Annotated in this window: 20 protein-coding genes; 8 read left to right on the top strand and 12 right to left on the bottom strand. The window is 43.1% G+C overall.

Annotated elements, in window-relative coordinates:
- Positions 1–17 precede the first annotated feature (17 nt).
- The 3 genes from C6Y39_RS12215 to soxR form a co-directional block, all read right to left on the bottom strand.
- Entirely contained in the window at positions 18–3,050 is a 3,033-nt protein-coding gene (locus C6Y39_RS12215) for a ligand-binding sensor domain-containing diguanylate cyclase (RefSeq protein WP_146128604.1), read from the bottom strand.
- A gap of 151 nt (positions 3,051–3,201) precedes the next feature.
- The gene (gene rlmF / locus C6Y39_RS12210) at positions 3,202–4,167 is read right to left on the bottom strand and encodes a 23S rRNA (adenine(1618)-N(6))-methyltransferase RlmF (protein ID WP_105931544.1); all 966 of its coding nucleotides are present in this window, start codon (positions 4,165–4,167) and stop codon (positions 3,202–3,204) included.
- A 6-nt stretch (positions 4,168–4,173) separates the two neighbouring features.
- Positions 4,174–4,638 (bottom strand): redox-sensitive transcriptional activator SoxR, encoded by a 465-nt coding sequence (gene soxR / locus C6Y39_RS12205; RefSeq protein WP_105931543.1) that lies wholly within the window; start codon positions 4,636–4,638, stop codon positions 4,174–4,176.
- Between the two features lie 76 nt (positions 4,639–4,714).
- Between soxR and C6Y39_RS12200 the strand changes: the two genes are divergently transcribed.
- Positions 4,715–6,052: a M24 family metallopeptidase gene (locus tag C6Y39_RS12200; protein ID WP_420808486.1), complete on the top strand. Its 1,338-nt coding sequence runs from the start codon at positions 4,715–4,717 to the stop codon at positions 6,050–6,052.
- Positions 6,053–6,254: 202 nt separating this feature from the next.
- On the opposite strand, the gene C6Y39_RS12195 is transcribed toward C6Y39_RS12200, so the two are convergent.
- From C6Y39_RS12195 to C6Y39_RS12185, 3 genes are all read right to left on the bottom strand, one after another.
- Entirely contained in the window at positions 6,255–6,722 is a 468-nt protein-coding gene (locus C6Y39_RS12195) for a DUF3718 domain-containing protein (protein WP_105931541.1), read from the bottom strand.
- A gap of 321 nt (positions 6,723–7,043) precedes the next feature.
- Entirely contained in the window at positions 7,044–8,156 is a 1,113-nt protein-coding gene (locus C6Y39_RS12190; RefSeq protein WP_105931745.1) for a hypothetical protein, read from the bottom strand.
- Between the two features lie 48 nt (positions 8,157–8,204).
- Positions 8,205–9,005: a PaaX family transcriptional regulator gene (locus tag C6Y39_RS12185; protein WP_105931540.1), complete on the bottom strand. Its 801-nt coding sequence runs from the start codon at positions 9,003–9,005 to the stop codon at positions 8,205–8,207.
- A gap of 235 nt (positions 9,006–9,240) precedes the next feature.
- Here C6Y39_RS12185 and C6Y39_RS12180 point away from each other — a divergent pair, with 235 nt between their 5' ends.
- Positions 9,241–10,920: an acyl-CoA dehydrogenase family protein gene (locus C6Y39_RS12180; RefSeq protein ID WP_105931539.1), complete on the top strand. Its 1,680-nt coding sequence runs from the start codon at positions 9,241–9,243 to the stop codon at positions 10,918–10,920.
- 137 nt (positions 10,921–11,057) lie between these two features.
- Here the strand turns inward: C6Y39_RS12180 and C6Y39_RS12175 are convergent, their stop codons facing one another.
- The 3 genes from C6Y39_RS12175 to C6Y39_RS12165 all read right to left on the bottom strand — a co-directional run bounded on the left by C6Y39_RS12175 (position 11,058) and on the right by C6Y39_RS12165 (position 14,121).
- A complete protein-coding gene (locus C6Y39_RS12175) occupies positions 11,058–12,209 on the bottom strand; it encodes a GGDEF domain-containing protein (RefSeq protein ID WP_105931538.1) in 1,152 nt (383 codons plus the stop codon).
- Between the two features lie 270 nt (positions 12,210–12,479).
- Positions 12,480–13,031 (bottom strand): DsrE family protein, encoded by a 552-nt coding sequence (locus C6Y39_RS12170; RefSeq protein ID WP_105931537.1) that lies wholly within the window; start codon positions 13,029–13,031, stop codon positions 12,480–12,482.
- A 28-nt stretch (positions 13,032–13,059) separates the two neighbouring features.
- Positions 13,060–14,121 (bottom strand): L-dopachrome tautomerase-related protein, encoded by a 1,062-nt coding sequence (locus C6Y39_RS12165; protein ID WP_105931536.1) that lies wholly within the window; start codon positions 14,119–14,121, stop codon positions 13,060–13,062.
- A gap of 424 nt (positions 14,122–14,545) precedes the next feature.
- Between C6Y39_RS12165 and C6Y39_RS12160 the strand changes: the two genes are divergently transcribed.
- The 6 genes from C6Y39_RS12160 to C6Y39_RS12135 all read left to right on the top strand — a co-directional run bounded on the left by C6Y39_RS12160 (position 14,546) and on the right by C6Y39_RS12135 (position 23,872).
- The gene (locus C6Y39_RS12160) at positions 14,546–15,136 is read left to right on the top strand and encodes a DUF4136 domain-containing protein (protein WP_240618882.1); all 591 of its coding nucleotides are present in this window, start codon (positions 14,546–14,548) and stop codon (positions 15,134–15,136) included.
- A 213-nt stretch (positions 15,137–15,349) separates the two neighbouring features.
- Positions 15,350–17,335 (top strand): class I adenylate cyclase, encoded by a 1,986-nt coding sequence (locus tag C6Y39_RS12155; protein ID WP_105931535.1) that lies wholly within the window; start codon positions 15,350–15,352, stop codon positions 17,333–17,335.
- Between the two features lie 278 nt (positions 17,336–17,613).
- Positions 17,614–18,006, top strand: a complete 393-nt coding sequence (locus C6Y39_RS12150; RefSeq protein ID WP_105931534.1) for a BlaI/MecI/CopY family transcriptional regulator — start codon at positions 17,614–17,616, stop codon at positions 18,004–18,006.
- On the top strand, positions 17,999–19,240 hold the full coding sequence (locus C6Y39_RS12145) for a M56 family metallopeptidase (RefSeq protein WP_105931533.1): 1,242 nt from the start codon (positions 17,999–18,001) through the stop codon (positions 19,238–19,240). The genes C6Y39_RS12150 and C6Y39_RS12145 overlap by 8 nt, the downstream gene beginning before the upstream one ends.
- Positions 19,241–19,554: 314 nt before the next feature.
- A complete protein-coding gene (locus tag C6Y39_RS12140) occupies positions 19,555–20,145 on the top strand; it encodes a DUF2780 domain-containing protein (protein ID WP_105931532.1) in 591 nt (196 codons plus the stop codon).
- Positions 20,146–20,275: 130 nt separating this feature from the next.
- Entirely contained in the window at positions 20,276–23,872 is a 3,597-nt protein-coding gene (locus C6Y39_RS12135) for a DUF748 domain-containing protein (protein WP_105931531.1), read from the top strand.
- Between the two features lie 114 nt (positions 23,873–23,986).
- Here the strand turns inward: C6Y39_RS12135 and gloA are convergent, their stop codons facing one another.
- The 3 genes from gloA to C6Y39_RS12120 form a co-directional block, all read right to left on the bottom strand.
- Positions 23,987–24,535 carry a lactoylglutathione lyase gene (gene gloA / locus C6Y39_RS12130; protein WP_105931530.1) on the bottom strand — a complete coding sequence of 183 codons (549 nt, stop codon included), beginning with the start codon at positions 24,533–24,535 and terminating at the stop codon, positions 23,987–23,989.
- A 32-nt stretch (positions 24,536–24,567) separates the two neighbouring features.
- A complete protein-coding gene (locus C6Y39_RS12125; protein ID WP_105931529.1) occupies positions 24,568–25,515 on the bottom strand; it encodes an alpha/beta hydrolase in 948 nt (315 codons plus the stop codon).
- A 93-nt stretch (positions 25,516–25,608) separates the two neighbouring features.
- Positions 25,609–26,355 carry a YehS family protein gene (locus C6Y39_RS12120; protein WP_105931528.1) on the bottom strand — a complete coding sequence of 249 codons (747 nt, stop codon included), beginning with the start codon at positions 26,353–26,355 and terminating at the stop codon, positions 25,609–25,611.
- Between the last annotated feature and the right edge of the window lie 39 nt (positions 26,356–26,394).

Below are 26,394 nucleotides of genomic sequence, written 5' to 3'. Positions count from 1 at the left end.
AAGCAGTCTAAGGTCATTTAAAAAGGGCTATTACCGCCTAACAAGGTCAACTGTAATAGCCCTCTCTCTTTTGCTGTGGAAAGCCCCTCCACACCCCAGTCAGGCCACAAAACCATTTCTTGAGATGCAGTCACTAAAGACGTTCCATCTCTACCGTTGTTCTTGACTTGGTATAAAGCCCAATCAGCAATTAATACTGCATGTTCCCATAACCTTGCATCGACAGCACTGTCATCCCAAGGAAGCGTTGTTACCCCTATCGACATAGTAATTGAAGTCGGTAATTCGAGCGCAATATGAAGGTTTTCAATTGACTCATGCAAGCGCCTATTGAATTTGTTTATATCGTCTTTATTTATTGATGGGACTACCAATAAAAACTCTTCACCGCCCCACCTAACGAGCTTATCAGTGCTTCGGCACACCAGTTGTAATGCTTTAGACACGCTGTATAGAACCGCGTCTCCTTTATCGTGACCAAAAGTATCATTAAGCTGTTTAAAATTGTCTAGGTCGATGAGAAAAATGGCGCAGGTTTCACTATTTTCGTTAGTGTGTGCATGCTGTTCGGCCCTTTCATTAACTATGCTTAAAAGGTTTGGCAAGAAGCTATTAACCGCTCTACGATTGTATAAACCGGTGAGTGGATCAGTTAACACTGCTTCCTCAAGCGCTTTATTTTTTACCTTTAGTTCGTTATTCACTCGTTCAAAAGCAAGGGTTCGCTCTTTCACCCGAGCTTCCAACAATTCGTTTCGGCGCCTAAATCTGGCTATTCTGTGAAGATATAACGCATACAACATTGCAACAGTAGCAAGCAAACCAAGCGCTTTTGCCAACGACGATTCCCACCAATGAGGCTCTACGTAAAAAATAACGCTGTCTGGTTTTGACCAGCCTGCCCCGTTAATTTTTGATGACACTTCGAAGCGCGTTTCACCCGCGGGTAGTTTTGCCAAAAAAGCCTCTTCTCTATGCCCAGCATAAACCCAATCGCTGCTATCTAATCTGTATCGATATTCTGGGGTTGTCTCGCTTGAAAAGGTCGCTACAGAGAAATCAACTTCAACGTTTTGCTTTCTTCCTAGATTGAGTTTTTCATATTTTTGATTAAGCCTCACGCCCTCGACATAAACACCAGTGATGGTCGTTTGACCGTTGTGCATAGGGGCTATTGTATCCCCCACTGAAAGAACGCCTTCAAGGGTAGGTAAATATAACTTATCTTTAAATACGATTGCTCTGTGGTTTCCTGCCCCATTGCAGCACCTGAGATCAGAACGGGCGCTAAATGTCCCGTCATCACGCAAGATTACATCGCTGGTCAATTGCTTGTTGCCAAGTTCACTAAGCGGTATAGAAGCAATACCGCTCGCGCCGCTAAGCCACAGTTTGTTACCGCGTATTTGTATAGCAAAGAGGTCTTGAAAAGGCAGACCGTTTTTCACGTTAAACGCCTGCCAACTATTATTATCAAGCAGAAATAACCCTTTGCCATAGGTGGCGACTAACAACTGCCCATCGCCATATTCAAGCAGTGACGACACGAAGATATTGCCGCTATTAAGAACATCAACTTCAGCCCAAACGCCATTCTCTTTTTTAAATAACCCCGCTTCTGTGCCTACCCATAAAACCTCGTTTTTAGTTTTAAGAATACTGCGCACAGATTGGCTTTCAAACGTTGGTATCGAACTTACATCCATGCCATCAAAAGAAAAAAGCCCTTTCGTTGTAGCGACATAAACTACGTTTTCATCTGCAAAGAGCGTATTAATTTGCAATCCTTCCAGCTGAACATCTGAGCGAGAAAAGGCCCCCTCCGTTGACCTTATATAAAGGCCATTTCGAGTACCAACCCAGTAATCATTACTATCAGTAAAGAAACTATATGCACTGTTTCCCTCTAACTCATCGGCTGGAATCAATAAACGCCATTGTTCTCCGTTATTAGTGGCGAAAACGCCACTATCTGTAGCCGCATATAAATTGTCTTCAGTTGCGAAAAAAGACCACACACGAGATTGAGATATGTCTTGGCTTTGATCCACCCGCTTTACACTGGTAGGCCAATACAGTTGAAGACCTTTTGTTTTGCTTCCTAAAAACCACGTTCCATTATCATCAAAAAGTACGCCGTCATCCATCAGCGCTGCCTTATCTAAATAATCCGTCAACGCTTTGCGAACGCCGCTGCCACTTGTATCTACGTCAAACAATTCACCCTTGTTGGTAACAGCAACAATGCCATCCGAGTGACTGTTATGAATACTTACGATTTCTAAGTCATCTAAACGTTCGAGTTTTTTGATAGCGCAGTTTGCTGATGAAACTTCATAACGGTGTAGCGACGTTTTACTTAGAATAAATGCAGTATTCTGTTTTACGATAAGTCCATCAACGGGTGTTGTCAGCCCAAGTTGATATCGGCAATCAATATCTATTGACGCGCCGACTGACGCTTGTAATAAATTATTTGCTGCATCAATAAACCAGAGATGTCGATTATGATAAACAGGATGATAGATTTGCTCTGAAATAGCTTTAGTGTTCTGAAGTGTGTTTTTTTGTATTTTCCACAAAGATGTCGTTATCGCCCACGCTCTGTCTTTCTTACTTGAAACAATTAGCTGAACAGGCTCGCCATTCAAATCACTAGCAATAGCGGAAAATTCGCCGTTAGAGTAACGGACAAGCCCAATGCGGGTGGCGATCCAAACATCACCTATATCGTCAAGGAAAAGACCCTCTATCCAATTTGAGCCAAGCTCAGGCGTGTTAACCGTATTAAAAAATTCAAAATTTCGCCCATCAAAACGCGCCAGACCATTTTCGGTCCCAATCCATATGAAATTCCGGCTATCACGGACGATGGCTTTAACAGAAATCTGCGGCAAACCTTTGGCGCTAACACGTTGCCCAATATCATAAGTTGGCGCGCCAGACACAGACCATTGCTCCACCCGGTAGCTTTCACTGCCCGAAACAGTAGATGCAAAAAGAACACAGAGGCAAAGAGCGTATCGAATAAAATAAAACGAATGAGACAATTTCCTAGTGCCTTTTATTCTGAAGGTATAAAACGAAGTGTAGAATTAAGAAGACCACAACAGAGTTCATGAACACGGGTACATAAGTGTTTAAAATTTTGTAAAGTTTTGACCATTCATACTTATCTGTCAAACCTACATTGGTATAACCTTAGTTAGAATACGACCAGGCTATAAACCTACTAATTTTACTACCCTGCTCCATTTCTATAACCTCACACGAAGTAGCGCCATAGTAATTTATACTCGTTCTAATTGGCTTTACGTGTGCACTTTTAGACACTAAACAAGTGAACCACTGCACATTAGTTTTTACCGAAACGCTTTCTTGCACCATTCGCTGAATGAAGGCAAGCTCTCCACCTTCGCACCACAATTCATTGGCCTGACCCGCAAAATTTAAGTTAACGGCCTGTCCTCTGGCAGCATTATTCTTGAGTTCTGCTGATGACAAGCGACGCTCAACACTTTGCGCCTGACTACCAGCAAACTTGGCTCCGCTTCGCTTTTGTTTATTTCGGCTCAAATTAGATGTTTTTCGACGGGTGCCAGACAGCGCCTCTTGCGGGGATTTATGAAACGGCGGGTTACACATGGTAAAGGTAAAGCGATCAGATTCTTCGATCACCCCCTTAAAAATATGCGCGCTGTTAGTTTGTTGGCGAACGCTGAATTTACTGGCTAACACACTATTTTTACCGGCAATGGCTTTAGCACTTTTTATTGCGGCATCGTCCACGTCACTTCCTACGAACGACCAATTATAAGATGAGACACCAATAATTGGATAGATAGCATTAGCTCCAACGCCAATATCCAATCCAAGAACCGGCTGTTGGTCTCTGCCTGATGTTTTTAGTAAGCCTGCAATGCCGTGAATGTAATCTGCTCTGCCAGGTACAGGGGGACACAAGTAGCCATCAGGGATATCCCAATATTCTAGTTTGTAATAGTGGTGAAGCAAGGCAGCATTAAGCTTTTTCACCGCTTCGGGGTTAGTAAAATCGATACTTATATTGCCGCTTTTGGCACGCACGAGAAACGGCTTAAGCGCCGGATATGACTGGCACAGCGCATCCATAGGATAGCCGTTCTTATGAAGGTTTTTTGGGTGCATGAAGCGCTACTTTTTATGAGAAACTAAAAACTGAGATTGCACGTTTTCATCGAGCAACTGGGCGCCACTACCTTGGGCTGCCACTTTATCGTCGGTATTGTAAAGCCTACAGCGTTCTAATGACAAACCCCCACATCCAATACACCCTTCTAATGACGTTTTTAGACTGGTCAGTGCTGTAATTTTTTCCTCAATATGCTGATTAAACACCCTGCTTAATTGCGCCCAATCAGATTGGGTCGGCGTCCTGTTGTCAGGAAGTGTAGACAACAGGTTCTTTATTTGAGCAAGGGAGTAACCCATATTTTGCGCAATTAAAATAAAAGACACCCTGCGAATGACAGAACGAGGGAATACTCTATTTCCTCCACTAGTGCGAACAGAAGGAATTAACTCTTCGTTAGCATAGTAGCGGATCAATGAAACGGCATTGCCAGTGCGCTTCGCAATAAATTTATTCAGCTGATATATATGTACAAACCGTAATTTACATGTTAACGGTATAAAGAGTAGCCAATAATAAAAAAATAACTTCTAAAACAACGGAATGCATATGAAAAAAACGTTATTTCTTCTACTCACCCTTGTTGGTTTCAGTGTACAAGCCAGTTCGGTGCTGTCGATGAAAGAAAGAAGTGTCTTAATTGATAAGATTCTTGAACAACGCTTTAGTGATGTACTGCCCCACATTATGGAACGCGAGGGCATCGATATGTGGGTGTTAATGTCTCGCGAGTACAACGAAGATCCCGTCTTAAAAACTATGCTGCCCTCTACTTGGATTTCCGCAAGGCGTCACACCATGTTAGTTATTTACAATCCCGGAAATGGCCAACCGCTTGAACGTTTGGCTGTTGCAAGGTATGCGGTAGGAACTCTATTTAAAAAAGCGTGGGATAAGGAAGCGCAACCCGACCAGTGGGGAGCATTGAAGCACATTATCGAAGCGCGAAACCCTTCAAAAATTGCTATTAATACATCTGATGCATTTGCACTTGCTGACGGGATGACTTCTACTGAACATCAAAAATTTATGGCTGTGCTTCCCGAAAAGCTGGCAAGCCGTGTTGTAAGTGGCGAAAGACTTTCTATTGGGTGGTTAGAAACGCGCAGCGACCTGGAAATGCAGTATTATCCAGTACTCGCTCAAATTGGTCATTCGCTCATAGCAACAGCATTTTCAAATGAAGTTATTACACCAAACGTGACCACCACTGACGATGTTGTGTGGTGGCTTCGAGATCAAACTCGCGCGCTAGGGCTTACTAATTGGTTTCACCCCACCGTCTCTATTCAACGCCAAGACAATGAAGTGTTCGATCAAATCAGGGCATTTAGCAAACGCCCTGGCGAAAATATCATTCGGCCGGGTGATCTCATTCATGTTGACTTCGGCATTACCTACCTTCGCCTTAATACCGATCAACAGCAACATGCCTATGTGTTAAAACCGGGTGAGAAAGACGCACCAGCTTCACTTAACAATGCGCTAAAAGCGGGTAATCAGTTGCAAGACATTCTAACCAATAATTTTAAGGTAGGCAGAACGGGAAACACCATTTTAAGTAGGTCTCGTGAGCAAGCTATTGAACAAGGTATCTCGCCCGCTATTTATACGCACCCGCTTGGTTTTCATGGCCATGCAGCCGGCCCAACCATAGGAATGTGGGATGCGCAGGAAGGAGTACCCGTTCAAGGTGACTATCCAATGTTTGCAAAAACGGCCTATTCAATAGAGCTCAATGCAGCAAGCTTTATTGAAGAATGGAACAAAGAGATAAGAATTATGCTGGAAGAAGATGCGTTTTTTGATGGCGAGCAAGTAACGTATTTAGATGGCAGACAGACTGAATTTCATTTGATTTACTCTAATGAAAGTCAATAATCATTGGCAAAACGTTACGCCTATTTAAGTTTTTTTGTGAGTTAAAAATGAACTGGTTGGCTGGAATATTAGCCGATGTGAAAAAATTTAAGCAGAGATAAAATCGGTAAAGCGTAAAGTGTCAGGCCTTTCGCCTTTTCAAGTGAAAGGCCATGAAACTGTACAAAATATTAGCAGTAGGTTGCTACCCTAAAACGAAGTCTTATTCAGCTGCAGTACGAACTACTACGTTTTCAGCTTTGTATTCACGAACAAAGTCAGAAATTGTTTTGTGGTTACAAATGATGTTTTCACCTTCCAAACCAAACTTCGCCAGTGCTGCTTCTTTACCTAAAGAAAGAGCTTCTAAACAAGCTTGTGACGCTACGTCTTGATTCTTTGCAACAAGCGCTACGGTTTTTGCGTTTTCAGTCGCTTTATTGTTTCTGTACATATAAGCGAAAGTACGCAGAGACTCACCGTTACAGCGAACAGATGCGCTAAATTCTTCGGCATTAAAGCCATTTGCGCGAATAAGGCGCAGCGCAGGAGCAAAACCTTCTTCGGCCGCAGTCAAACACGCCTGTGTTTCAAAATTTTCGTTAATTGGTTTTAGTACCACATCTTTTGCGAAAGATTGTGTAGCAGCAACAGTTAGTGTTAGAGCAATAGCGAAAGTAGACAGTTTCATTTTTTAAATTCCTATTTTGTAACTTAATTAGATATCACCTAGATGATGCGTACATTATGAACAACACTTTCAAAAAATAAAGCATTTTTCGTAATTTAATTACAGAAAACAAGAATAAAACAGACAGATCACGCCTAAACTGAAAGTTATTTACAAAAAATAACATGTTTCACATAGAATTTTACATATAAGTATTTTTAGTTACAGGTGTCTGGGTACAGTGAAACAAAAAAGCGCGCATGAAATTGCTCTCAGCGCACTTGGTTCAAAAAATCACAACGGGGTAATAGCCGTTTCCAGCGTAACCTTTACAGTCTCGACCTATAAAATGAGATCATGCATCCAGTTAAGTGATGGCAACTGCTGTTCTGGCTGGTAGAAGAGTCGATTTAGCCTACCCAACAAGTTAACCGAGCGACTTGGATCGTGCGCTTTAACCCTATGATCACTCTCGGTAAGCATGAATTCCCATGGCTGAAGATTGAGGTCGTCTACTTCTTCTTGCCTAACGCCCAGTGACTGCAGCGTTGACAGAATTCGTTCGGTTTTGCTTTCAGCAATAGGAATAATCTCGTTGCCGTATAAATTATCAAGCGGCTCGTTTATAGCTTCTAACGTATGATTTATTGCTGCCCACACCTCGTCGTGCTCAAACGCCCACCCTCTAGGCGCATAGTACCCTTCAATCTCCCATTCAAATTCAGCATTGCTAACAGCAATGGAACTTTCCGCTTCAGGAGAATAGGCTAAGTCGGGTTTCGCCCCAATATTGTAGGCATCGACACTCATAGCAACGCAAATAATCAAATCACCACAATGTTGTTTGTTTGTGTAAAGGGCTTCAAATGCCGCTCGCTTAACCCCCATCCAACCGTGAACTTTAGATGGTTGTTCAACAAAGTGCCTTACATCATTAGGTAAATCCTCGCCATAGGCATTGATGAGAAGAGGTAAGGGATTTTGATCTGGCGCTTCATCAGGCATCCACACTTCGTATTCTTGTCTGTTATCGGCTTTACCACGACTTTTGATACCGTAAGACAAATTCACAGGGCGGCAAATACTTCTGTCTTCATCTATTTTGTGAAAATACTCAGAACGCATTCGCTTTATGAATGGCGCGTCTAGACCAGCCAACGCTGCCGTTGGGTAGCGATAGCCTATTTCACTATGCTCAACCATGTGTAACGTGGGAATAGCCCGTGTCAGCTTATTCTTCAAGCCCGATAACGCATTAACTCTGGGTAGAACAATACTCCTCTCTGGCTCTATAGTGAGCCTGCTTCCATCTTCGGTTACGAACTTTGGTGTTTTGTGAAACTCATAACCTGTGAAACCTAAAGTGCTCACCGCGGCGTTTCGGTATTGAGACAGCTCACTGAAAAGCGCGGTGTGATTGCGTATATGCTTAAACAAAGGTCTTGATGCGGTCATATTTACTTCCATTTCGGCTACTTCCGTTTTAATTCCAAGGCTACTAACCTAATTTAGGTTCAAAAAGCGATGCCATATCTCTGCGCCCATATCATCATAATGCTTTACCAAATTACGATAATGCTCGCGCATCGTCACATCAACTAGCGGCGCAGGCAATAAGGGGTCAAACACCAGGTGATATAACGCTCTATCTCCTATCACATAGGATTCTTTGGTTGCATCTTCAAGGGATAAAGACGGTAATCGAGCAAGAGATTCCTCTATTTCACGGCATCCGTCTTTATACAGCGACGCAAGGTTTAGATGGCGCCATAGTCCCATCGCCTTACTTTGTGTCTTACTGTCAAAGTCGCTGGCGCTAAACACTAGCGCTTTACCCGACAAGCCAAGCGTGTGAAGCCTTTCTCGAACTTCGCCAACGCCGCCTGAAAAATTGTTAGGCCTAAGGTAAACGTCGTTTGCCAGCTTTTTCATCCCCACAAGCTTGAGTGCACGTTCGTTATTTCTGTACTGCTTTTTATCACTTTTAGGAAGGGGACTGGTTTGAGCAACAACCCAATCGTTTTGCCAAGGTACCAGGCCGTTCTCATCCTCTCGCCACTGATGTATTTCTTTAGCAAAACGAATGCCTTTGTCGCCCAGTCTGTAATAGCCTCGCTCAACCAAGGTGATGAGCTGCGCAGACTGTAAACGCGTGAGCGTAACGCGAATGTTGTTTTCAGAAATCCCAAACAGCGCCCCCACGCGAACCGCTGCACTGGCATTCATCTGAATATTGTCACGGGATCCCAATAGCTTTAGCAAAAGCTTTCGTGCTACGGGCTTTCTCTCATTTTCTACTATCAAATTCTTATTACTTCTTTATCTCAGATAGGGACAAGGTTTTTACGCAAAATCTCAGGTGGCGTCAGGCCAAATACATATTTATTCATCATCATACAAACATGCGTCAGGCACAAACATTACATTAATTGTTAATTCTTAAATATTAATGTAATGTTTAAACAAAGTGTTTTAAGATTGCGCTCTAAAGTAAAAGCACAAAAAAGATGTACCTTTTCTATTTATAAGTGGAAATGCCATGACCTCATCAAATCGATTTGTAACGCACGTTGTAGAAAACCAGCCCACCATACCCGCCCCCTACAATTTGTGGCGCAATGATGCCTTGTTACGTCTATTGGTAAACCACCATTTACCTTCATCACACCAGCATGACGAAGGTTTATTAGATCAGTATGGCCAACTTGCGGGTGATACACTTATGGTTCACGGGGAGCTCGCTAATAAGAACAAGCCAACGCTTCATACATTCGACCGTTATGGCCGCCGCACAGATAATGTAGAATTTCACCCGAGCTATCACGCACTAATGGAAAGTGCGATGCAGCACAATGTTCACAACTATTCGTGGACGCACGAGGGAGTTGAAGGAGCCCATACTGTTCGCGCAGCGCTGATGTATATGCATTATCAAGCTGAGTCTGGTACATCTTGCCCACTAACCATGACCCACGCGGCAATCCCAGCAATGCGTTATGGAGCAAACTTACCGCCCTACTACCTAGATAAAACCATTAACGGCGTATACGACCCTCGTTCTCTTCCCGCTAGTCAGAAACACGGGCTCACCATAGGCATGGGTATGACCGAGAAACAAGGCGGGTCGGACGTTAGGCGAAACACCACGACAGCAGTGAAACAGGCTGATGGCAGTTACCATATTGTAGGGCATAAATTCTTTTTCTCAGCCCCCATGTGCGACGCTCATCTTATACTTGCACAGGCAGAAGGCGGACTAAGCTGTTTTTTACTACCAAGAATGCTTGAAAACGGTGAACTTAATAACGTGCGCATTCAGCGTTTGAAAGACAAGCTAGGCGATTGGAGCAATGCATCATCTGAAGTTGAATTCCAGGAAGCCACCGCATATTTGATTGGCGAAGAAGGCCGCGGCGTGCCAGTTATCATAGATATGGTTTCGCTTACACGATTAGACTGCATGATTGGATCATCCGCTCTTATGCGGCAGTCACTGGTTCACGCATTACATCACGTGAGTCATCGCGACGCTTTCGGCAAAACATTAGTCAATCAGCCCCTAATGCAAAACGTTCTGGCAGACCTTACCATTGAATGCGCAGCCGCCACCGCACTGACTATGCGAGTAGCAAAAGCAGTTGATAGTGCATCGAATAACAACCATGAAGCCGCACTGGCAAGGCTTGTCACGGCAATTGGAAAATACTGGATTTGTAAACGCACGCCCATGTTTGTTAACGAAGCCCAAGAATGTTTAGGCGGCATTGGTTACGTTGAAGAAAACCCCATGCCCCGTTACTACCGTCAGGCCCCGCTTAACTCTATTTGGGAAGGCAGTGGAAACGTGCAATGCTTAGATGTACTGCGCGCACTTGCCAAAGAGCCCAATGTGAAAGAGGTCTTGTTTTCCGAGCTTAAGACCCAAACTGGCAAAAATAAGCACTACGATATTCACTTAAGTAAGCTATTTGACGAGCTATCAAATACGCAGAACATGGAAATGCGAAGCCGCTATTTAACAGAGCAGATGGCGCTAGCGCTTCAGGCTTGCTCTCTTCTTGCTACGTCAATTGATAACGACAACGCCCTTAACGACATTGCCCACACGTTCTGTGAATCGAGGCTTGGTAATGGAAGTGGTTTTGCTTTAGGTACACTGCCGGATACCACGCCGTTTGAGAGAATTATTGCGCTTGGGCGAGTTTCCTCGACTAACTAAGAATGCGGGAAATTATTCTGGTTGAGATTGTATTATTTGAATAATTTAAACATTTTAGTTTGTTTGTAACTGCGTTAAACAAACTGCGCTTAAATACAAGATTGTGACATGGCGTGTTTGTTAAAATAAGACTAATTTTATTCATTTAAATCATGAGTATAGGTCTCAACACGATTTCGGCCTTTTCGCTTTGCTTGATAAAGCGCGATGTCAACATTGTGAATAAGTATAGTACTCGGTTCACCATTATTATGCTTGGCCACCCCAAGACTTACCCTAACTTCGCCAGCATCACCAAACTTATGATACGCAACCAGTTTTCTCAACTCTTCAGCTATCGTTTCACTTTCTTGAGTGGTTGTGTTTGGAAGTAGAATAACAAATTCTTCTCCTCCCCATCTCCCTAGGACATCAGATGCTCTCACTCTCTTAGACAGAATCTTGGATAGCTGTTTCAGTACCTCATCGCCAACTTGATGCCCTAATGTGTCGTTTATCAGTTTGAAGTGGTCGATATCAACCATAATGACGCTTAAGTCTGAGTTATACCTATCGGCATTTGTGACCTCTTTCGCAAATGCCTTATCTAAATGACGTCTATTGTACAATCCTGTTAGTGCATCAGTATGAGCTTCATCATATAGCTGTTGTTGTAGATAATTATTCTTATCAACTGTTTCGTTGAGTTGTTTTACAAGTTGCTCTAACTTTTCAGCATGTTTATGTACTAACTCTTTCTCAGCTTGAAGTTGACGTGTCTTTCTATTTACTTCATCTTCTAGTCGCTGGTTGTAGCTTTCTAATTTTTCTTCGTATTGTTTTGCCAAAGATATATCGGTTACATAAGCAAACAGCAACTCTTTGCTATTTATATTGATGTAATGACCTTTGATACGTACTGGAAAAATGTTTCCATCTTTACTTTTGTGCAGGCTCTCAAAATCGACAGATTGCAAGCTTTTAAGCTCTTCCCAAAAGGCAGGCCAAACTTCTTTTGGAAACAGAGGGTCCCATTCCCAAACCTTCATCCCAATGAGCTCATGACATTCATAGCCAAGTTTAAGACACGCAGATTGATTTACGTAGATAACAGTGGAATCGGTGTCCATCCAGAACACTTCGTCAGCTGAGTACTCTGTTGAAAGCTTCAAATAGTCGATGAGTATTGAATCATCGATATCTTTTGGAAACTCAAAGCTTTTTGAGAACTCACTTCCCTTAGTAAGCGCTACGTTAAAATGGGTGTCTGTGTTTTTGCTCATGCCCATGGCGTTTGAATTTAATTGCACTTAATAAATTAGCCGTTGGTTATATATATAGTTCTTAAAAGAAGCGCTTGCAAACTTCGTTTGCCCCCTAAACCTAACATTATTGGTGGAGTAACATTGAACCGAAGAAGTTCGATCAAACCTGCTTTAGGGTGTTGATGTAAATAAATAGTAGTAGCTGTTTTAGATCCATACGAACGAGTGCTTGCGGCCTCAACCAGATGAAAGTAATGGCCAAAGTTTATTCTTTTTCAAGCTAATGCATTGTCATTTTTGACAACAAAGAGACACTCAAAAAGGATTCACCGAATACCCTTCTTGCGCTAAGCGCGCATGAGCTGTCATGGCTGACAAGTCCATTTTAACTCCGTCTATCAATGCACTTTTTTCAACGCCATGGGCGACAGCAGACTGCCCGCATACTATTACTTCAACACCTTGTTCCATAAGTGCTGTAAGCAGTGTTTCATTTCCGTTAGGCTGGCCTTTGCGCTGTTTAAAGTTCGCCGTCTTAAGCATTTCTTCGGTAGCAGAGCCGTGCACCACAAGCGCGAGCGAGAGGTTTTCCTGTTTTATGCCGTTAGCTACGTGCATATTAATAAACCGCGCCAGCGACTCAAACTTGCGGTTAACCTCACCGGGGTTTGCCGCTTTGGCGACATCAAAAGCAATCTTGAATGTCTGATTTTCAGGAAAGCGTACGCCCTCGACTGATGCATGCTTCCCAAAAGTGCTAAACACTGGGCCATATTCAAAATCTGATTTTGCTGAGGTCTGCCCTGCGAAAAATAATAAAGCTGCCAAACCGAGTGATGCCTTACCTGTTCTTTTAATCATGCTCATGTTCTGTTCCTTACCTATTACCCGTACTTTAACGGGCAGGTAACGCTGTTTTGTAAACCTCAAACGTCATATTGCTTACATCACTGCCCGCATCTTGTATTTTGCTGTTCGTATAGTAAAGCGAACCGTTATAAATGCTAAAAGTATCGGCCCAGTTAACCACCTCGCCTTTTACAAGGGTACGAAGGTCAAGACTTGGCGTAAGGTACTGCACTTCTTGCTTTTCTAAGTCAGCTAAATAAACGTTACCTTGATGATAAATCATGCCATCTGGCGCGCCTGTTGTTGCGACTTTTCGCACTTTTTTAGCCAGCACATCATTTGAAGCCTTGTTGATATCAGCGGTATTGATGGCATATAACGAGTAGCCTGATAACGCATGAAAATATAAAGTATCATTTAACGTATCTAGCGCTAAACCGTCTGACTGAACCGTCATTTTGAAAGGTTTACCCTGAATACTTAAGGCGTCAACCTCAGCTGTTGTAGTTTCATGATTATCTAAAACACGGTAGCTGCTATCATCTTCAAGGTTATACACGACTAATCCAGCATGTGCTGAGTCTGTCATGTAGATACGATTCATTTTCTCGTCTAGGCGCAAGTCATTGATATATGAATCAGGGTGATAGGCTTCTTCACTGAGAATTAATGCGCTCTCTACTTTGTTTGTTGCTAAATCAACAACAAACACACGAGGAGCATCAATCACACCCTGAAACTTTGGGTTGCGGGTATCCAATACGTAAAGTTTCTCGTTGTGTGCAACTACTGACTGCACGGCTAAAAAACAATCTTTACGCACTTTACTTTGCGCAACGCACGCGTTTGTCTCTGCATTAGGGTAAGCAGTGAAATCCCCATTGTCGGAAACTAACCCAACCGAAAAAGGCACGCCATCACGCCAATTTGGCGCACTGACAAATACTCGCCCCTTATTGCTAACGGTAACACCAGTTATCTGAGTTCCTTTAATTTTACCAACCAGCTCAACTTGGGCCTCTTCTGAACTGTGTGCAGTTGCGCTGAATGAAAAAAAGGAGGCCACTACCGCTGCTAGTGCACCGTGTTTTAGTAACGTTGGTTTCATGTTCACTTTCCCTTGATTTATTGCCGCAATCTTTCAGTCTGAGTGAAAATACAGTCGTAAAAGATTTCATTGAAACGAGTTATAAGCCATTTCATACGGCTCATCCTTCTATGTGGAGCACCCAGCTGCAATTAACTTAAGTTGACTGGCTAGCAAATGAAAAAATCACTCGTGGTTTGTGCCCAAAATAAACGACAAATTGATGATAATGCCGAGCTCTCAAACTTGTATGATTATACAGCGAGTAAAGACAGAACGGCTTTTTCTTAAACCTTGGAAACAGCAACGATTTTGCCAAGTCTTGCTAAAACAGTCTGTTTTATGCGATCCAAAGTAAGTGATAGCGACGTTTAAGATATTTATAGTCGAACTTTGCTTTACAGCAGATGTCTTTAAAAAAGCAATATTTTACAGTGAGTAAGTTATGTTTAGCGGCACCTCAACAGGTTTTATGAAAGAGACAGCACTTTCAGTGAATAAAATAAAAGCGGTTTTATTAGTAGCAATATGTGTGCTTGCTTTAAGTGCCTGCAGTAGCAATAAGCCTCAGGTAAGTGTCGATGGCACACAGAATTTTGCTGATATCAAAACCTTTCACATTCCCGCTCCGGTTAAACCAATAAATGCAACGCTGGCCAGTCATCTATCCTCTACCATTACACAGCATTTAATAGCGAAAGGGCTGACACCGGCCTCAGAGGAAAACGCTGATATTGCTGTAGTCTATTTACCATCTAACTCAACGAAGGAAGATGGCACCACGTTAAATCTTGGGTTGGGAACCGGTAGTTTTGGACGCTCGGGTGGTATCTCTCTCGGCAGTATTTTCAGTATTCCCGTTGGAGAGCAAACCACATTACAGCAAGGCCTTCAGATTGATTTGGTTAAAGACGGAAAATTCATATACAGCGCATCGGGTGTGGTAGAACTTGAATCAAAAGACAGTATAAGCATTCAAAATAAATTGGATGAGCTTGTAATTAGATTACTTGAGCAGTATCCGCCGAAAAAATAAAGCACGTTATTTCGAAATTAAAAATACTGTTATACGTAAATTATTTAAACGTTATAGTGATGTCTCACGAACATCTTCAAAAGAGATTGTTTTTGCGTGTATCGTCCTTTTCATTCGCTGTTGGGAAAGATGCTCACTTTGCGATGAAAATTTGAGGAAGTTGGAACAAAATAGCGTTATGCTTGGCACCATGATGAAGTGTAGATTGACATAATGGCAGCGCCACAGACGCTCTCAGTTAAGCAAAACCTTACAATAAGGTTGTTGCGAGTTCTCAGGTATAATAAGTCGCGTATCGAACGTGCACTTACCCTTATGCCTGAAAAGCACAAGCCACTTTTTCACGTTTTACCTTTTCTAGTGCACGTTAATCACGAAGCACTTCCTGGCTATGTAGCGCCGATTCCATCAGGTGAGAGTGTTCCTTTCGGGATAAATAATTACTCTTTCAGAAATGATATAGAAAAAGCTTTATTGCGTTGTTTTCCCGCACAAAGCCACTTGTTTACCGAAGTAAAACAGATTTGGCCAAGGCAACGCGCTATCGATGCACTGGTATTGATGGGCAGTGTGGGAACCATTGCACAAACCGACGACTCAGACTTTGACTTTTGGGTCTGCATTGATGGTAAACAATTCACGGCAACGGAACTCTCGTTACTACAGCAAAAACTTACCGCAGTTGAAGAATGGGCAGATGAACGCTTCGGTATCGAAGTACACTTCTTTTTGTCTGAAATTGATAAAGTAAAAGAAAATGATTTTGGAATTGCAGAGGGTGAAAGTGCCGGTTCAGCCCAAGCATTATTATTAAAATCTGAGTTTTACAGCACAAACATTGTGGTAGCTGGTCGAGCGCCTTTCTGGTGGCTAACCCCTGATAAAACGTCTGACAAGCAGTATAGAGCGATCTATAGCAGTTTAGAAAAAGGGGGGTCGCCCGACCTAGACTGGTTTATGGATTTAGGTAACGTAGAAAAGTTAGACGCCAGCGAGCTATTCGGTGCTGCGATTTGGCAGCTAGGAAAAGCCATGGACTCGCCTTTTAAATCCGTTCTCAAAATGGCGAAGCTTGAGGTTTATCTGGCCAATATTGACGAAGGTCAGCCCCTATGCAACATCCTAAAAAGGCACGTTCACAGGGCTAGTGAAGCACCAGGGCATGTCTCTGAAATTGATCCCTACTCATTGATGTTTGACGAGCTCATCGCTCATTACAAAACTCATGGGCAAGCCGAAGACGTTGCCGTTTTACAGCAGTGTTTATACTTAAAGTGTGGCTGTGCACTCAGCGAGCCGCTTTTTGAAGACGAAAAACCTAATTTTAAGCGCAAAATTATGGCGTCTTACGCCAGGCAGTGGGGCTGGAGTCGCAAGGATCTTGCACATTTTGATAATCAGCAAACATGGAATTTCAGTGAGCGGGTCCAGCTAAGCCGACGAATTCATCGGTTTTTGTTGAAGTGTTATCGCCGTATTTCAAAAGAATTAGGCCACTATCAGCAGGTCATGGACGAAAAAGACATGACGGTTTTGGGTAGGCGGCTGAGCACGTACTACGCTAAAAAGCCGGACAAAATTGAGTTTTTAAGGCGAGCTTTTGACGAAAGCTTGTATTGCGATACCGTGACGATTGCCATGCGTCAGCTCAAAAACGGTGACGAGGTATGGTCGGCCTATGCAGGAGACCTTCTTAGCAAATCAGGCATTATCGACGAGTCGCAGAAAATTTCTCAAGCGCCCAGTGCTATCGCGCTGATGGTGTGGTGCGTTTCAAGTAAGATTATCGACACAAATACGAAGGTATTGCTCGACTACAATTATGGCGAAGTCAGTGAGCTAGATTTAAACGACCTACTTAAACATTTGTGTAAATACTTCCCGCCTGTAAAAGTAGCCTCATTACCTCGAAATGACCTACTCGCTCCTGAGAGAATTACGGCATGTTTTGCCGTGGTTAACTTTCCTACGCTTAGACAAAAGGCAACAGTCGAGGACGTGTCTATTCTTTACTCTACGTCTTGGGGCGAAACCTTCCTTAAAAACGGTCAAGATGTACTTGATACCCTGTGGTACGAGTTACAGGAGGTCACCCCAGCTCCGCCCTGCTATGTCATGGTCCCACGAGGAAACCAACAAGCCCGAATTTTGGGTGAGTTTCTGGAAGCCAATGAACTTAGCTTTACCGTTCTGTACTGAAAAATTAAAGGTACCTTAGACTTTTCTGCCTCGGTTTGCTTTCTCGCCTTTCTTTCTACTCTTGCTTGTTACTCTCTTTCATCTTGTTCAACTACTTTCTCACTTGCACCATGTGTGATTTAAAGGCCTCAAGTCTATTTATACCAATCCGCATCGATAAGTACCCACTCTTTGAAACTGCTCTAAAAACACGCAAAAAATTCTTGCACTTTAAAATTACAAGTGTAATCTAAATATATCGACTACAAATGTAATCAAACATAAAAGACGTTAATACTATGAGCAACATGCAGGAAAAACCTGAAATTTCGAACGCTGAATTTGAAGTGTTAGACGTACTGTGGGACGACCATCCTGCAACGTCAAATGATGTTGTAGTGCGGCTTAATGATAAAAAAGATTGGCATGAGAAAACAGTAAAGACGCTGCTTGGGCGCCTGGTAAAAAAAGGTGTGTTAGGGTTTGAAAAGCAGCAACGCCAATACCTCTACTACCCGCTCATTGCGCGCGAGGATTATACAAAGAAAGAAACGACAAACTTCGTTAGTCGCTTATTTAAGGGCAAAATTGCTCCAATGGTCGCCGGTTTTGCCAATCAAAACTCGCTTTCTAAACAAGATGTGAGTGAACTGAAAGCCCTTATAAAAGAATGGGAACAGAAAAATGATTGATTGGCTCATTGCTCAACAAGGCGTTTTATCACTAGCGCTTGGCTTACTGATTATCTGCGAGCACTTTTTTACTAATAAGATTGGCGTTTCTCTTTCATATAAATTGTGGGCGTTAGTGCCTGCGTGCTTGATTGTTAACAACCTTCCCATGTCGTTAGTGAGTATCCCATCGAATACCTTCACTCGATATATGGTTGGTGTAAAGCCCACGCTTGGCACTGACCACTTTGCAACTTGGCTTACTCTCTGGGCGATAGGTGTGACTATTATCACTACCTATGTATTGGTCCATCATTTCGCAACCTGGACTTCTATTTCAAAACGCCACGCATTACACACCAATGCGTATTATTCTAGCAAAGCGCCCATGCCCATGTTGTTTGGTTTTATTAAACCCAAAGTACTTATACCCTTCTCATTTAAAAGCACGTTTTCAGTAAAGCAACAAGCCTTGGTGTTAGAACATGAAAACGTACATCGCAAACACTGTGATCATCTGTGGAATACCTTAGCGCTTATTCTCGCCATTCTATTTTGGTTTAACCCCCTCGTTTGGCTAGCACTGAAATCCTTCAGAATAAATCAAGAGTTGGCTTGCGATAACGCGGTACTGAAAGACAAAACAGACAAAGAAAAACTCACCTATGCAAAAGCACTTGTGCAGTGTGCTGAGCATTGTTCAAACGCCCTGCATCGTAATATAGGGCTATACCCAACCTTTGGAGAAAAAAGGACTATGATCAAACGAATAAACGCCATTAAACAACCTATTCAGAGCAGTAAAGTGCTGGCAGCAGGGATGCTTTCCATTGCCGCGCTACTGACTATAAATACGGCATTGGCAAATTCACCCGTACCGTCAGCTAAAGCTGAAGATAAAATTAACATGGCGTCACCTATAAAACGTGTTCCACCCGCCTACCCGGAAAAAGCGGCACAAGACAATGTAGAAGGCTTTGTTGTGCTTTCTTTCGATATCACTGAAACCGGCGCGACCGATAACGTAACCGTGGTCAAATCGAAGCCAGCAGGTGTATTTGAAAAGAGCGCTAAAGTTGCCCTTGAACAATGGGAATACAAACCGCGTATTCAGGGCGGAAAAGGAGTAAAGCAAACGGGGCTTCTCGTTCAGTTAGACTACCAACTTAGCGCCAGCCTTGATACCGCGAGTATTGAGAAGAATGCCCTCCCAGACGCAGAGCGCATAATTATTCCGCCAAAACAAAGCAAGTAAGCACGAGACTTGTCAGAATACTAAAAGGAGCGCACCGCTCCTTTTAGTGTTTTGTCTAATTAGCTTAAATGCTGTCTGATTTACGCTTATTTTAGTATCACTACTTTCTGGCCATGCAAGGTTTAGTGAAAGCGTAAAGTGCCTTTACATTTCATCTAAAGAAAATACCTCTGCACTACGGTAGAATACAAATACTCATTTATCTTCTTAATTCTAATTTATGGACGGCTTAGATAATCGATAGCTAATTATCGGCCATCACATTGCGCTAAGAGGGGCTTTTACTCCCTCGGTGTACAACAAGGAAATCTATTATGAACCGCTTCGCTCTAGCTCCCGCAATTTTTGCCCTTGCGTTGGTTACACCAAACGCAAATGCCAACATCGACCAGCTCAAAGGTCTTTTAGGCGATAAGAAAGCTGACTCGACTGTTACTTCTAGTAGCCTGACTGAAATGGCGACAAGTGCTGCGTCTGCTATCGACTTATCCAGCCTAGTAGCCACAGTCTCTGACACTCTTAATGTATCTGAAACGCAATCAGAAGGCGGTATTGCGTCTATTATGAACTACGTTCAAGGAAACCTTTCTAGTGGTGACTACGCGGAGCTGGCGAACAGTATTCCTGGTATTGATGGTCTTCTTGAGAACGTACCTTCACTTAGCAGCGATAAGGCAGCAAGTTCTAGCTCGTCATTATCAGGCTTACTTAATAAGGCATCTGAATATAGCTCGACACTTAAATCTGTAAATGATTTGAAGCAACAGTTTGAGGCGCTAGGCCTATCAACGGATATGATTGCCAGTTTTGCCACGCAAATCAGCTCATACCTAAATGTAAATGCCGATGAAGAAACACAAGCGCTCTTTAAATCTGGCCTAGATAATTTGCTAACGGCTCTGTAATCTGTTGAAAGCGTATTGAGATGTGCTGTCTGGCATAAATCAATACGCTCTAAATTTTTTGCAAGGTTGTACTTTTGCTAATAGCGACTTTGCTCATCTTTTCATACTCAATTACGCAGCCTAATCGTCTATGCAAAACGCAATATCTTGGTTTTCAGCGAAACCAAAGTGGTTTCGACTTTCTAGCTACCTTGTCCTTTTCTACCTTACCTATGCCCTTTTTTTAGGTGTAGTGATTCCTGCGGTGTTAGAGGCAAAGTTACCTAATCTAGTAAAAGAAAATACAGGGCGAAGTGCTGCTGTTGAAGATATTGCTATCAACCCCTTTCTGTTGAAATTAGACATTACTGATTTTGTCGTCTATCCAGAATCTAAGCCATCAGCGACCAGTATTAGTGACAACAAGAGTAAGAACAGCAATGAAAGTGATACCAATAATACAGAGGTAAACAATCGCTTTTTTAGTGTAAATAGTATTTCGCTAGATATTGGCTTTTGGAAAACACTGTTTACTCTCACTCCTGCGATTGAGTCATTAAGCATCAATGCGCCATATGCAAAAGTAGCACGTTTAAGTACCGGTAAAGACACGCAGACGTTCAACTTTTCTGACATCCTTGCTCACCTTGAAAAGCGCAGTACGCAAGATAAAAATGAAAAGGAAGACGTATCTCAACGACTGGTCCCTCGAATAACACTAGGTCAGTTTTTACTAAGCGACGGACATATTGTTTTAGAAGACAAAGTTACCGATACCTTGCTGGATTACCCAGAATTGAATGTGGTACTGCAAGACCTAGATACGCACGCTGTGATCAACATTAACGATAGCGGATCAATCGACATCAACGAGCAGGATGTAAGCACAGCTTCTTCGGGTAAAAACCCAAATACCGAGAAAAACAACTCGCCCTACGAAAGCCAAGCCGCGTTTAATCAATATCAGTTTGATTTGCTCACCGCCGAGAGAGGCAAAGTTTCCATCAAAGGTGAGTTCCAACTATCTCCGTTTAAAGTTACCACCGACGTTGCAATAAGTGACGTGGCGCTTACACCGCTTTGGTCGCTATCAAAAGATATGATAGAAGCGACACTGGTAAACGGTAGGGTTAGTCTAAGCCTTCAGGCAAAAGCTTTTGAAGAGGGAGATGCGTTTCAGTTTTTACTAGAGCGGGGGGAATTTGCCGTCAACGACTTGGTGTTTCATGCAACTGCGTCATCGAGTGCGCCAGATAGCGCTAGTACCTCGAAAGAGATCCTGGCCATTCCCGCATTTGCTATTCACGACATAAACGTCAACGGTGCAGAGCAGCAAGTAAATATTGCTGAAGTTTCGCTGAACGATATAAGGGTGTCGGGTTTATTTGATGAAACCGGGCTAGATCTACAACGCCTGTTTACACCTAAAGGCCTCGCTTCCTCTACATCGCAAACGAGCACCAATACAAACACCCATGTTCCCTCTGGGTCTCAAATAGAGAGTGAAAGTGCTGAGCAAGTAGGTGTGAGTGAATCACCTGAGGCAAACAACAGCATTCATGCAGAGACCGCCTTGCCTGCACCAACAGACGAGGAAATGCATAAAAAAACAAAAACTTTCAATAGCTCTACAGAGTTAACCAAAGAGTCCAGGTGGCAGGTTGCGTTACAAAAGTTTGGGTTCAATAACGGCACCATTGATATGCTAGAACGAAGTGTAAGTGATGGCACCTATTACAGAGTTAGTCACTTCGATATTGAAAGCGGTGAAATCACCACTGACTACTCTAAGCCCATTTCTTATACCACAAGCCTGGAAATTTCTGCCGACACCCAGTCCTTTAGCAATACGTCAAAAGGCACTATAACAAGTAGCGGAAGTCTAGTTATTGCAGAGCAAACGGTGAAGGGCAAAGCTGCCGTCGAGCAATTAGTGCTTAATCAATTTCAGCAATATATTTCCCCCTACGCCAATGTCACCCTTGAAAAAGGGCTATTTAATCTGGATGTTGAATTTGACGCTGCAATGGGTGATGGGGGTACTGATACATTAAACGTTAAGGCCAGTACGAAGGTGACTGACTTAAACATTCTGGATGATGCGAAAGAGCCGTTGTTGCAATGGCAGTCGTTAATGGTGGACGATATCAATTTTAATCACGCTTTAAACCAGCTAAGCGTAGACAATATTAAGTTACTGTCCCCCTTCGCTCGACTCATTGTCGATGAGGCTAAGCAGACCAATGTGAGCAAGCTAGTTGTTGCTTCAAAACAAGACAACGATGCAGAGCAGTCCGCTAAGAGTGATATCGCTGACGAACCTCGCAGCATGAACTCAACAAATTCGGCTACATCTGAAACTCGTGAAAAGACGCCTTCAAACGCTGAAGAGCTTGCTGTTGTAGTGAATGCCATATCAATTGAAAACGGTAAAGCCTACTTTGCTGATTACTCATTAACACCGAAATTCGCTTCGGCCATAGAAAGCCTAAATGGAAAAGTATCGGGCATCGACTCCCGCTCAGACACGCCAGCGAACGTGGATGTCACTGGAAAAATAGATAACTACGCACCAGTAAAATTAGCGGGTACCATTCACCCGTTAAAAAGTGACCTAGACCTAGATTTAAACTTCTCAGTAAAAGGCGCTGAACTTACTTCTGTTAACCCCTATTCTGGCACTTACATGGGCTATTACATTGATAAAGGCTTGTTGTCATTAGCCGTGCAATACAAGCTTAACGGGAAAGCATTGGAAGGTAAGAATCATGTAGTTATCGACCAGCTAACCCTAGGCAAAAAATCTAATTCTGACCAAGCGCTAAGTTTGCCGCTTGGGCTCGCTATCGCGCTTCTCGAAGATAGTAACGGCGTTATAGATTTAGGTTTAGATGTATCTGGAGACGTAGATAGCCCAGATTTTAGCTTTGGTTCTATTATCCTCAATGCTATTGGCAATATTATTACCAAGGCTGTAACCGCACCGTTTTCGCTACTAGCAAATCTGGTTGGCAGTGACGATGAGCTCGACAGTGTTACGTTTATGTTCGGGGAACACAAGCTAGATGCCCAGGCTAAGGAAAAGCTTAACACTCTAGCTGAGGCCTTAAAAAAACGCCCTGGGCTTAGAGTAAACATCGAAGGTACGGTTAATGCGGTATCAGATGCAAGTGCGCTGGCACAACGTCAGCTAAACACCACGCTTTTAGCGAAAAGCGGACTTATTGAACCATCTGCTATTTCAGACAATGAGAGTACGACCGCGAATACTTCTGCTGGCGGAAAAAATGAAAGTCTCAGCGACAGTGGAAGTTCGCAAGATGAGCCATTAACCGGCAGCCGTATTCCATTGGAAGGCCCATTAGCCGACGCCCTTTTATCACACTATGTTGAGGTGTTTACACCTGACCTTAACCAAGAATTTGAAAACATGATGGTGCAGCTTTACCCTGAACTCGCAAATTTAGGTGATGAAGATAGCCCAAAAAGTGCTGATGGCATCAAGGAAATTGTCAACGAAGATAGTGTAAATCGCGCATTAAGCATTGCGCGATACAACAGACTACGCAACAGCATCGATATTTCAGAAAGTGAATTAATTCAACTGGCTGATGCGCGGAGCAAAGCGGTAAAACGCTATTTAGCTAACGAAGCTAACGTTGAAGCGAACCGTTTATTCTTATTAAATACTCAGCACGACTTACATACTGAATTTAGCGGTGTAGAGTTAACCCTTGAGGCGAATTGATAAACAAAAAGGGTAGCCGACTTCCATGGGCTACCCTCGTCTAGTGATGCTTTATTGAAATTCTCGACTAGCTAAGCTCTGCGAGCAGCATGCACAACCTTCGAAACCTCTAAGCTACTTTTTCAAATGCGGCGCACAAGTTTCAGCAACTTTTGATGCGTCGAAAATCTCAATCCAGTAGCCGTCCGGGTCTTTAATAAACGCAATACCTTTCATAGAGCCATCATTCAGGCCTTTTTGAAAAGGAACGTCTAGGGATTCGAATCTGGCGCAGGCTGATTCAGCATCGGGTACATGAAAACCAATATGACCAAATCCCTTAGGTTCGGTATTGCCGTTGTGGTAGCTAACCGTTTCTGGCGTATCACCCCAGTTATGGGTTAATTCAAGCATTGCGGGGCGACCAAAAGTTTGCTGGGTACGCTCATCGGCATCGTCGGAAATATCCGAGAAATCGTCTCCTGCAGCCAAAAAATAAAGGCTAAACTTCATTTCTTCAAAATCCAACCGCTTAATGAGTGTCATCCCCATTACGCGAGTGTAAAAGTCTAGCGAGCGCTTAGGGTCTGCAATGCGCAGCATAGTTTGATTGAACACAAAGCCTTGGGTAGCAGCATCTTTCTCTTCATACAGGCCTTCGGCCTTATCGAAATGTCGGCTCATAATTTTTTTCCTTTTACCCTATTGAAATGAAATCAGTTATTTTCTTTTTTAACGTCTCTTACAAAGCTAATTACTTTCGACACAAACTCGTCGGTATCAAATACCGGATCACCGTGGCGCTTACCTTTAACGAGGAACAACGCGTTTGGCACGCCAAATTGGTCTAAATGGCGACTCAATAATTCGCTTTGCGAAGCGGGTACTACACCATCATCAAGTCCGTGGAAAATAATAAAAGGCGGCGTTTCATCATCTATATAAGTAGTTGGCGATGCTTCTCGCGCTAAGGCTTCGTTGGCCAGTGGTGATTCACCTAAAAATAAGGCCTCGGCAGCGTCGGGAGCATCGTGGTCAACCTTGCCGCTGTTTCCTCTTAAGGCAACAAGGTCAGAGGGCCCAAAAAAGTCAACCATACCAATAACACTGTAGCGCGGCTTTGCATTAAGAAATGGCACGTCGTCGTTGTTTGATGTGGTCAAGAGCGAGGCCAGATGCCCTCCCGCGGAACGCCCCATCATTATTACACGGTCAGCACTCAGCTTAAGCTCATCTTTATTATCAACTAAAAAATTAATCGCATCGTTTATATCATTAGGGGCGGCAGGATAAATGGCCTCACCGCTAAGTCGATAATTTACTGCCGCAACGGCCACACCTTCATTGAGCAAAGAGGCGACCAAGTTACCGTTTTTGGGCATGGTTTCATCTTTACTCCCTCTCATCCAAGCTCCTCCATGCACCCACAAAGCGAGTCTAGGAGTTGTTTCGGAGAAAGCTGGCATGTATAGGTCCAATGCTAAACCTTTGCCATTAACTGTTTTGTAAACGATAGACTGGGGTTTAACTTTGTCAGCATTTAGATATGTCGTTTCGGCCCTGTTAGTATCAGTATCCTTATTGCTGCTATTCGTCATATCGCACCCAGTTAGCGTTGCTGCTATACCAAAATAAAAGATTGTCAGCACCACAGATAAACGCATAAATAAAGATTCCTTCCACCTTTGATTGATATCGATTAGCCTAACAACGCCTCAAACGCAAACAAATGAAGACCATCTAGTGGTTAACTTTATTCACCGCTTTTTAGCAGGTAGTTCGCCCCACACAGATGTATTGGTTTGCTTTTTGCCTTTTTGAGACTTATCGTTAACTCTTCGGCTAGCTGCGCTCTCAACCTTTTTAGAAGGTGATGCCACAACGCCTTGTTTATTTGTATGAGGTTTGCTCTCGTTTGGTTTACCGTTTTTTGGCGTAATCTCTGCCGGTTTGATCTCTTTAGGCTTATTAGCGCCCGGCGTACTAGTGGCTGGCTTTTTAAGGCTTGTTTGCGCGCTGCGACCAGCGCCAGTTGAGTCAGGTCGATATTTTTTCACCATGCCCTGCAGCAGGTTGCGAACGACCTGGTCGCCGGCAGGTTTGAAATTTCGATGGTCAGGCTTTCTGAAAAACGCAGATAGCTCACCCTTGCTCATCCTAAAGTCTGCGAGTTTAAGCACGGCAATCATATCTTCATCTTTATAACTCATTGCAATGCGAATTTTTCGCAGTACTTCATTATTACTCAGACGCTCTTTAGGCCCCAATTCTTGAGGCTCCTGCCCTTCTTGTCGACCGCGATTTTTAATTATTAGTCCGTCAAGAAATAACGAGATAATTTTATCGCGACAAGGAAGGTACCCTTCTTCGCCCTCTCGCTTCATCACAGCATGCAAATAACCTATCTCCATGTCGTAATTAACCAGTTTAAAAATACTAATAGCGGCAGTGTCATTTATGGCTAAAGCGTAACGAAGGCGACGTAAAACATCGTTGTGGATCATGTATATAGGCCTGATGTGAAATTGTGAAAAAGGGATGTG

Origin of the sequence: Alteromonas gracilis (assembly GCF_002993325.1) — a bacterium.
Classification (GTDB): domain Bacteria; phylum Pseudomonadota; class Gammaproteobacteria; order Enterobacterales; family Alteromonadaceae; genus Alteromonas; species Alteromonas gracilis.
This window is presented reverse-complemented; position numbering and strand designations above follow the sequence as displayed.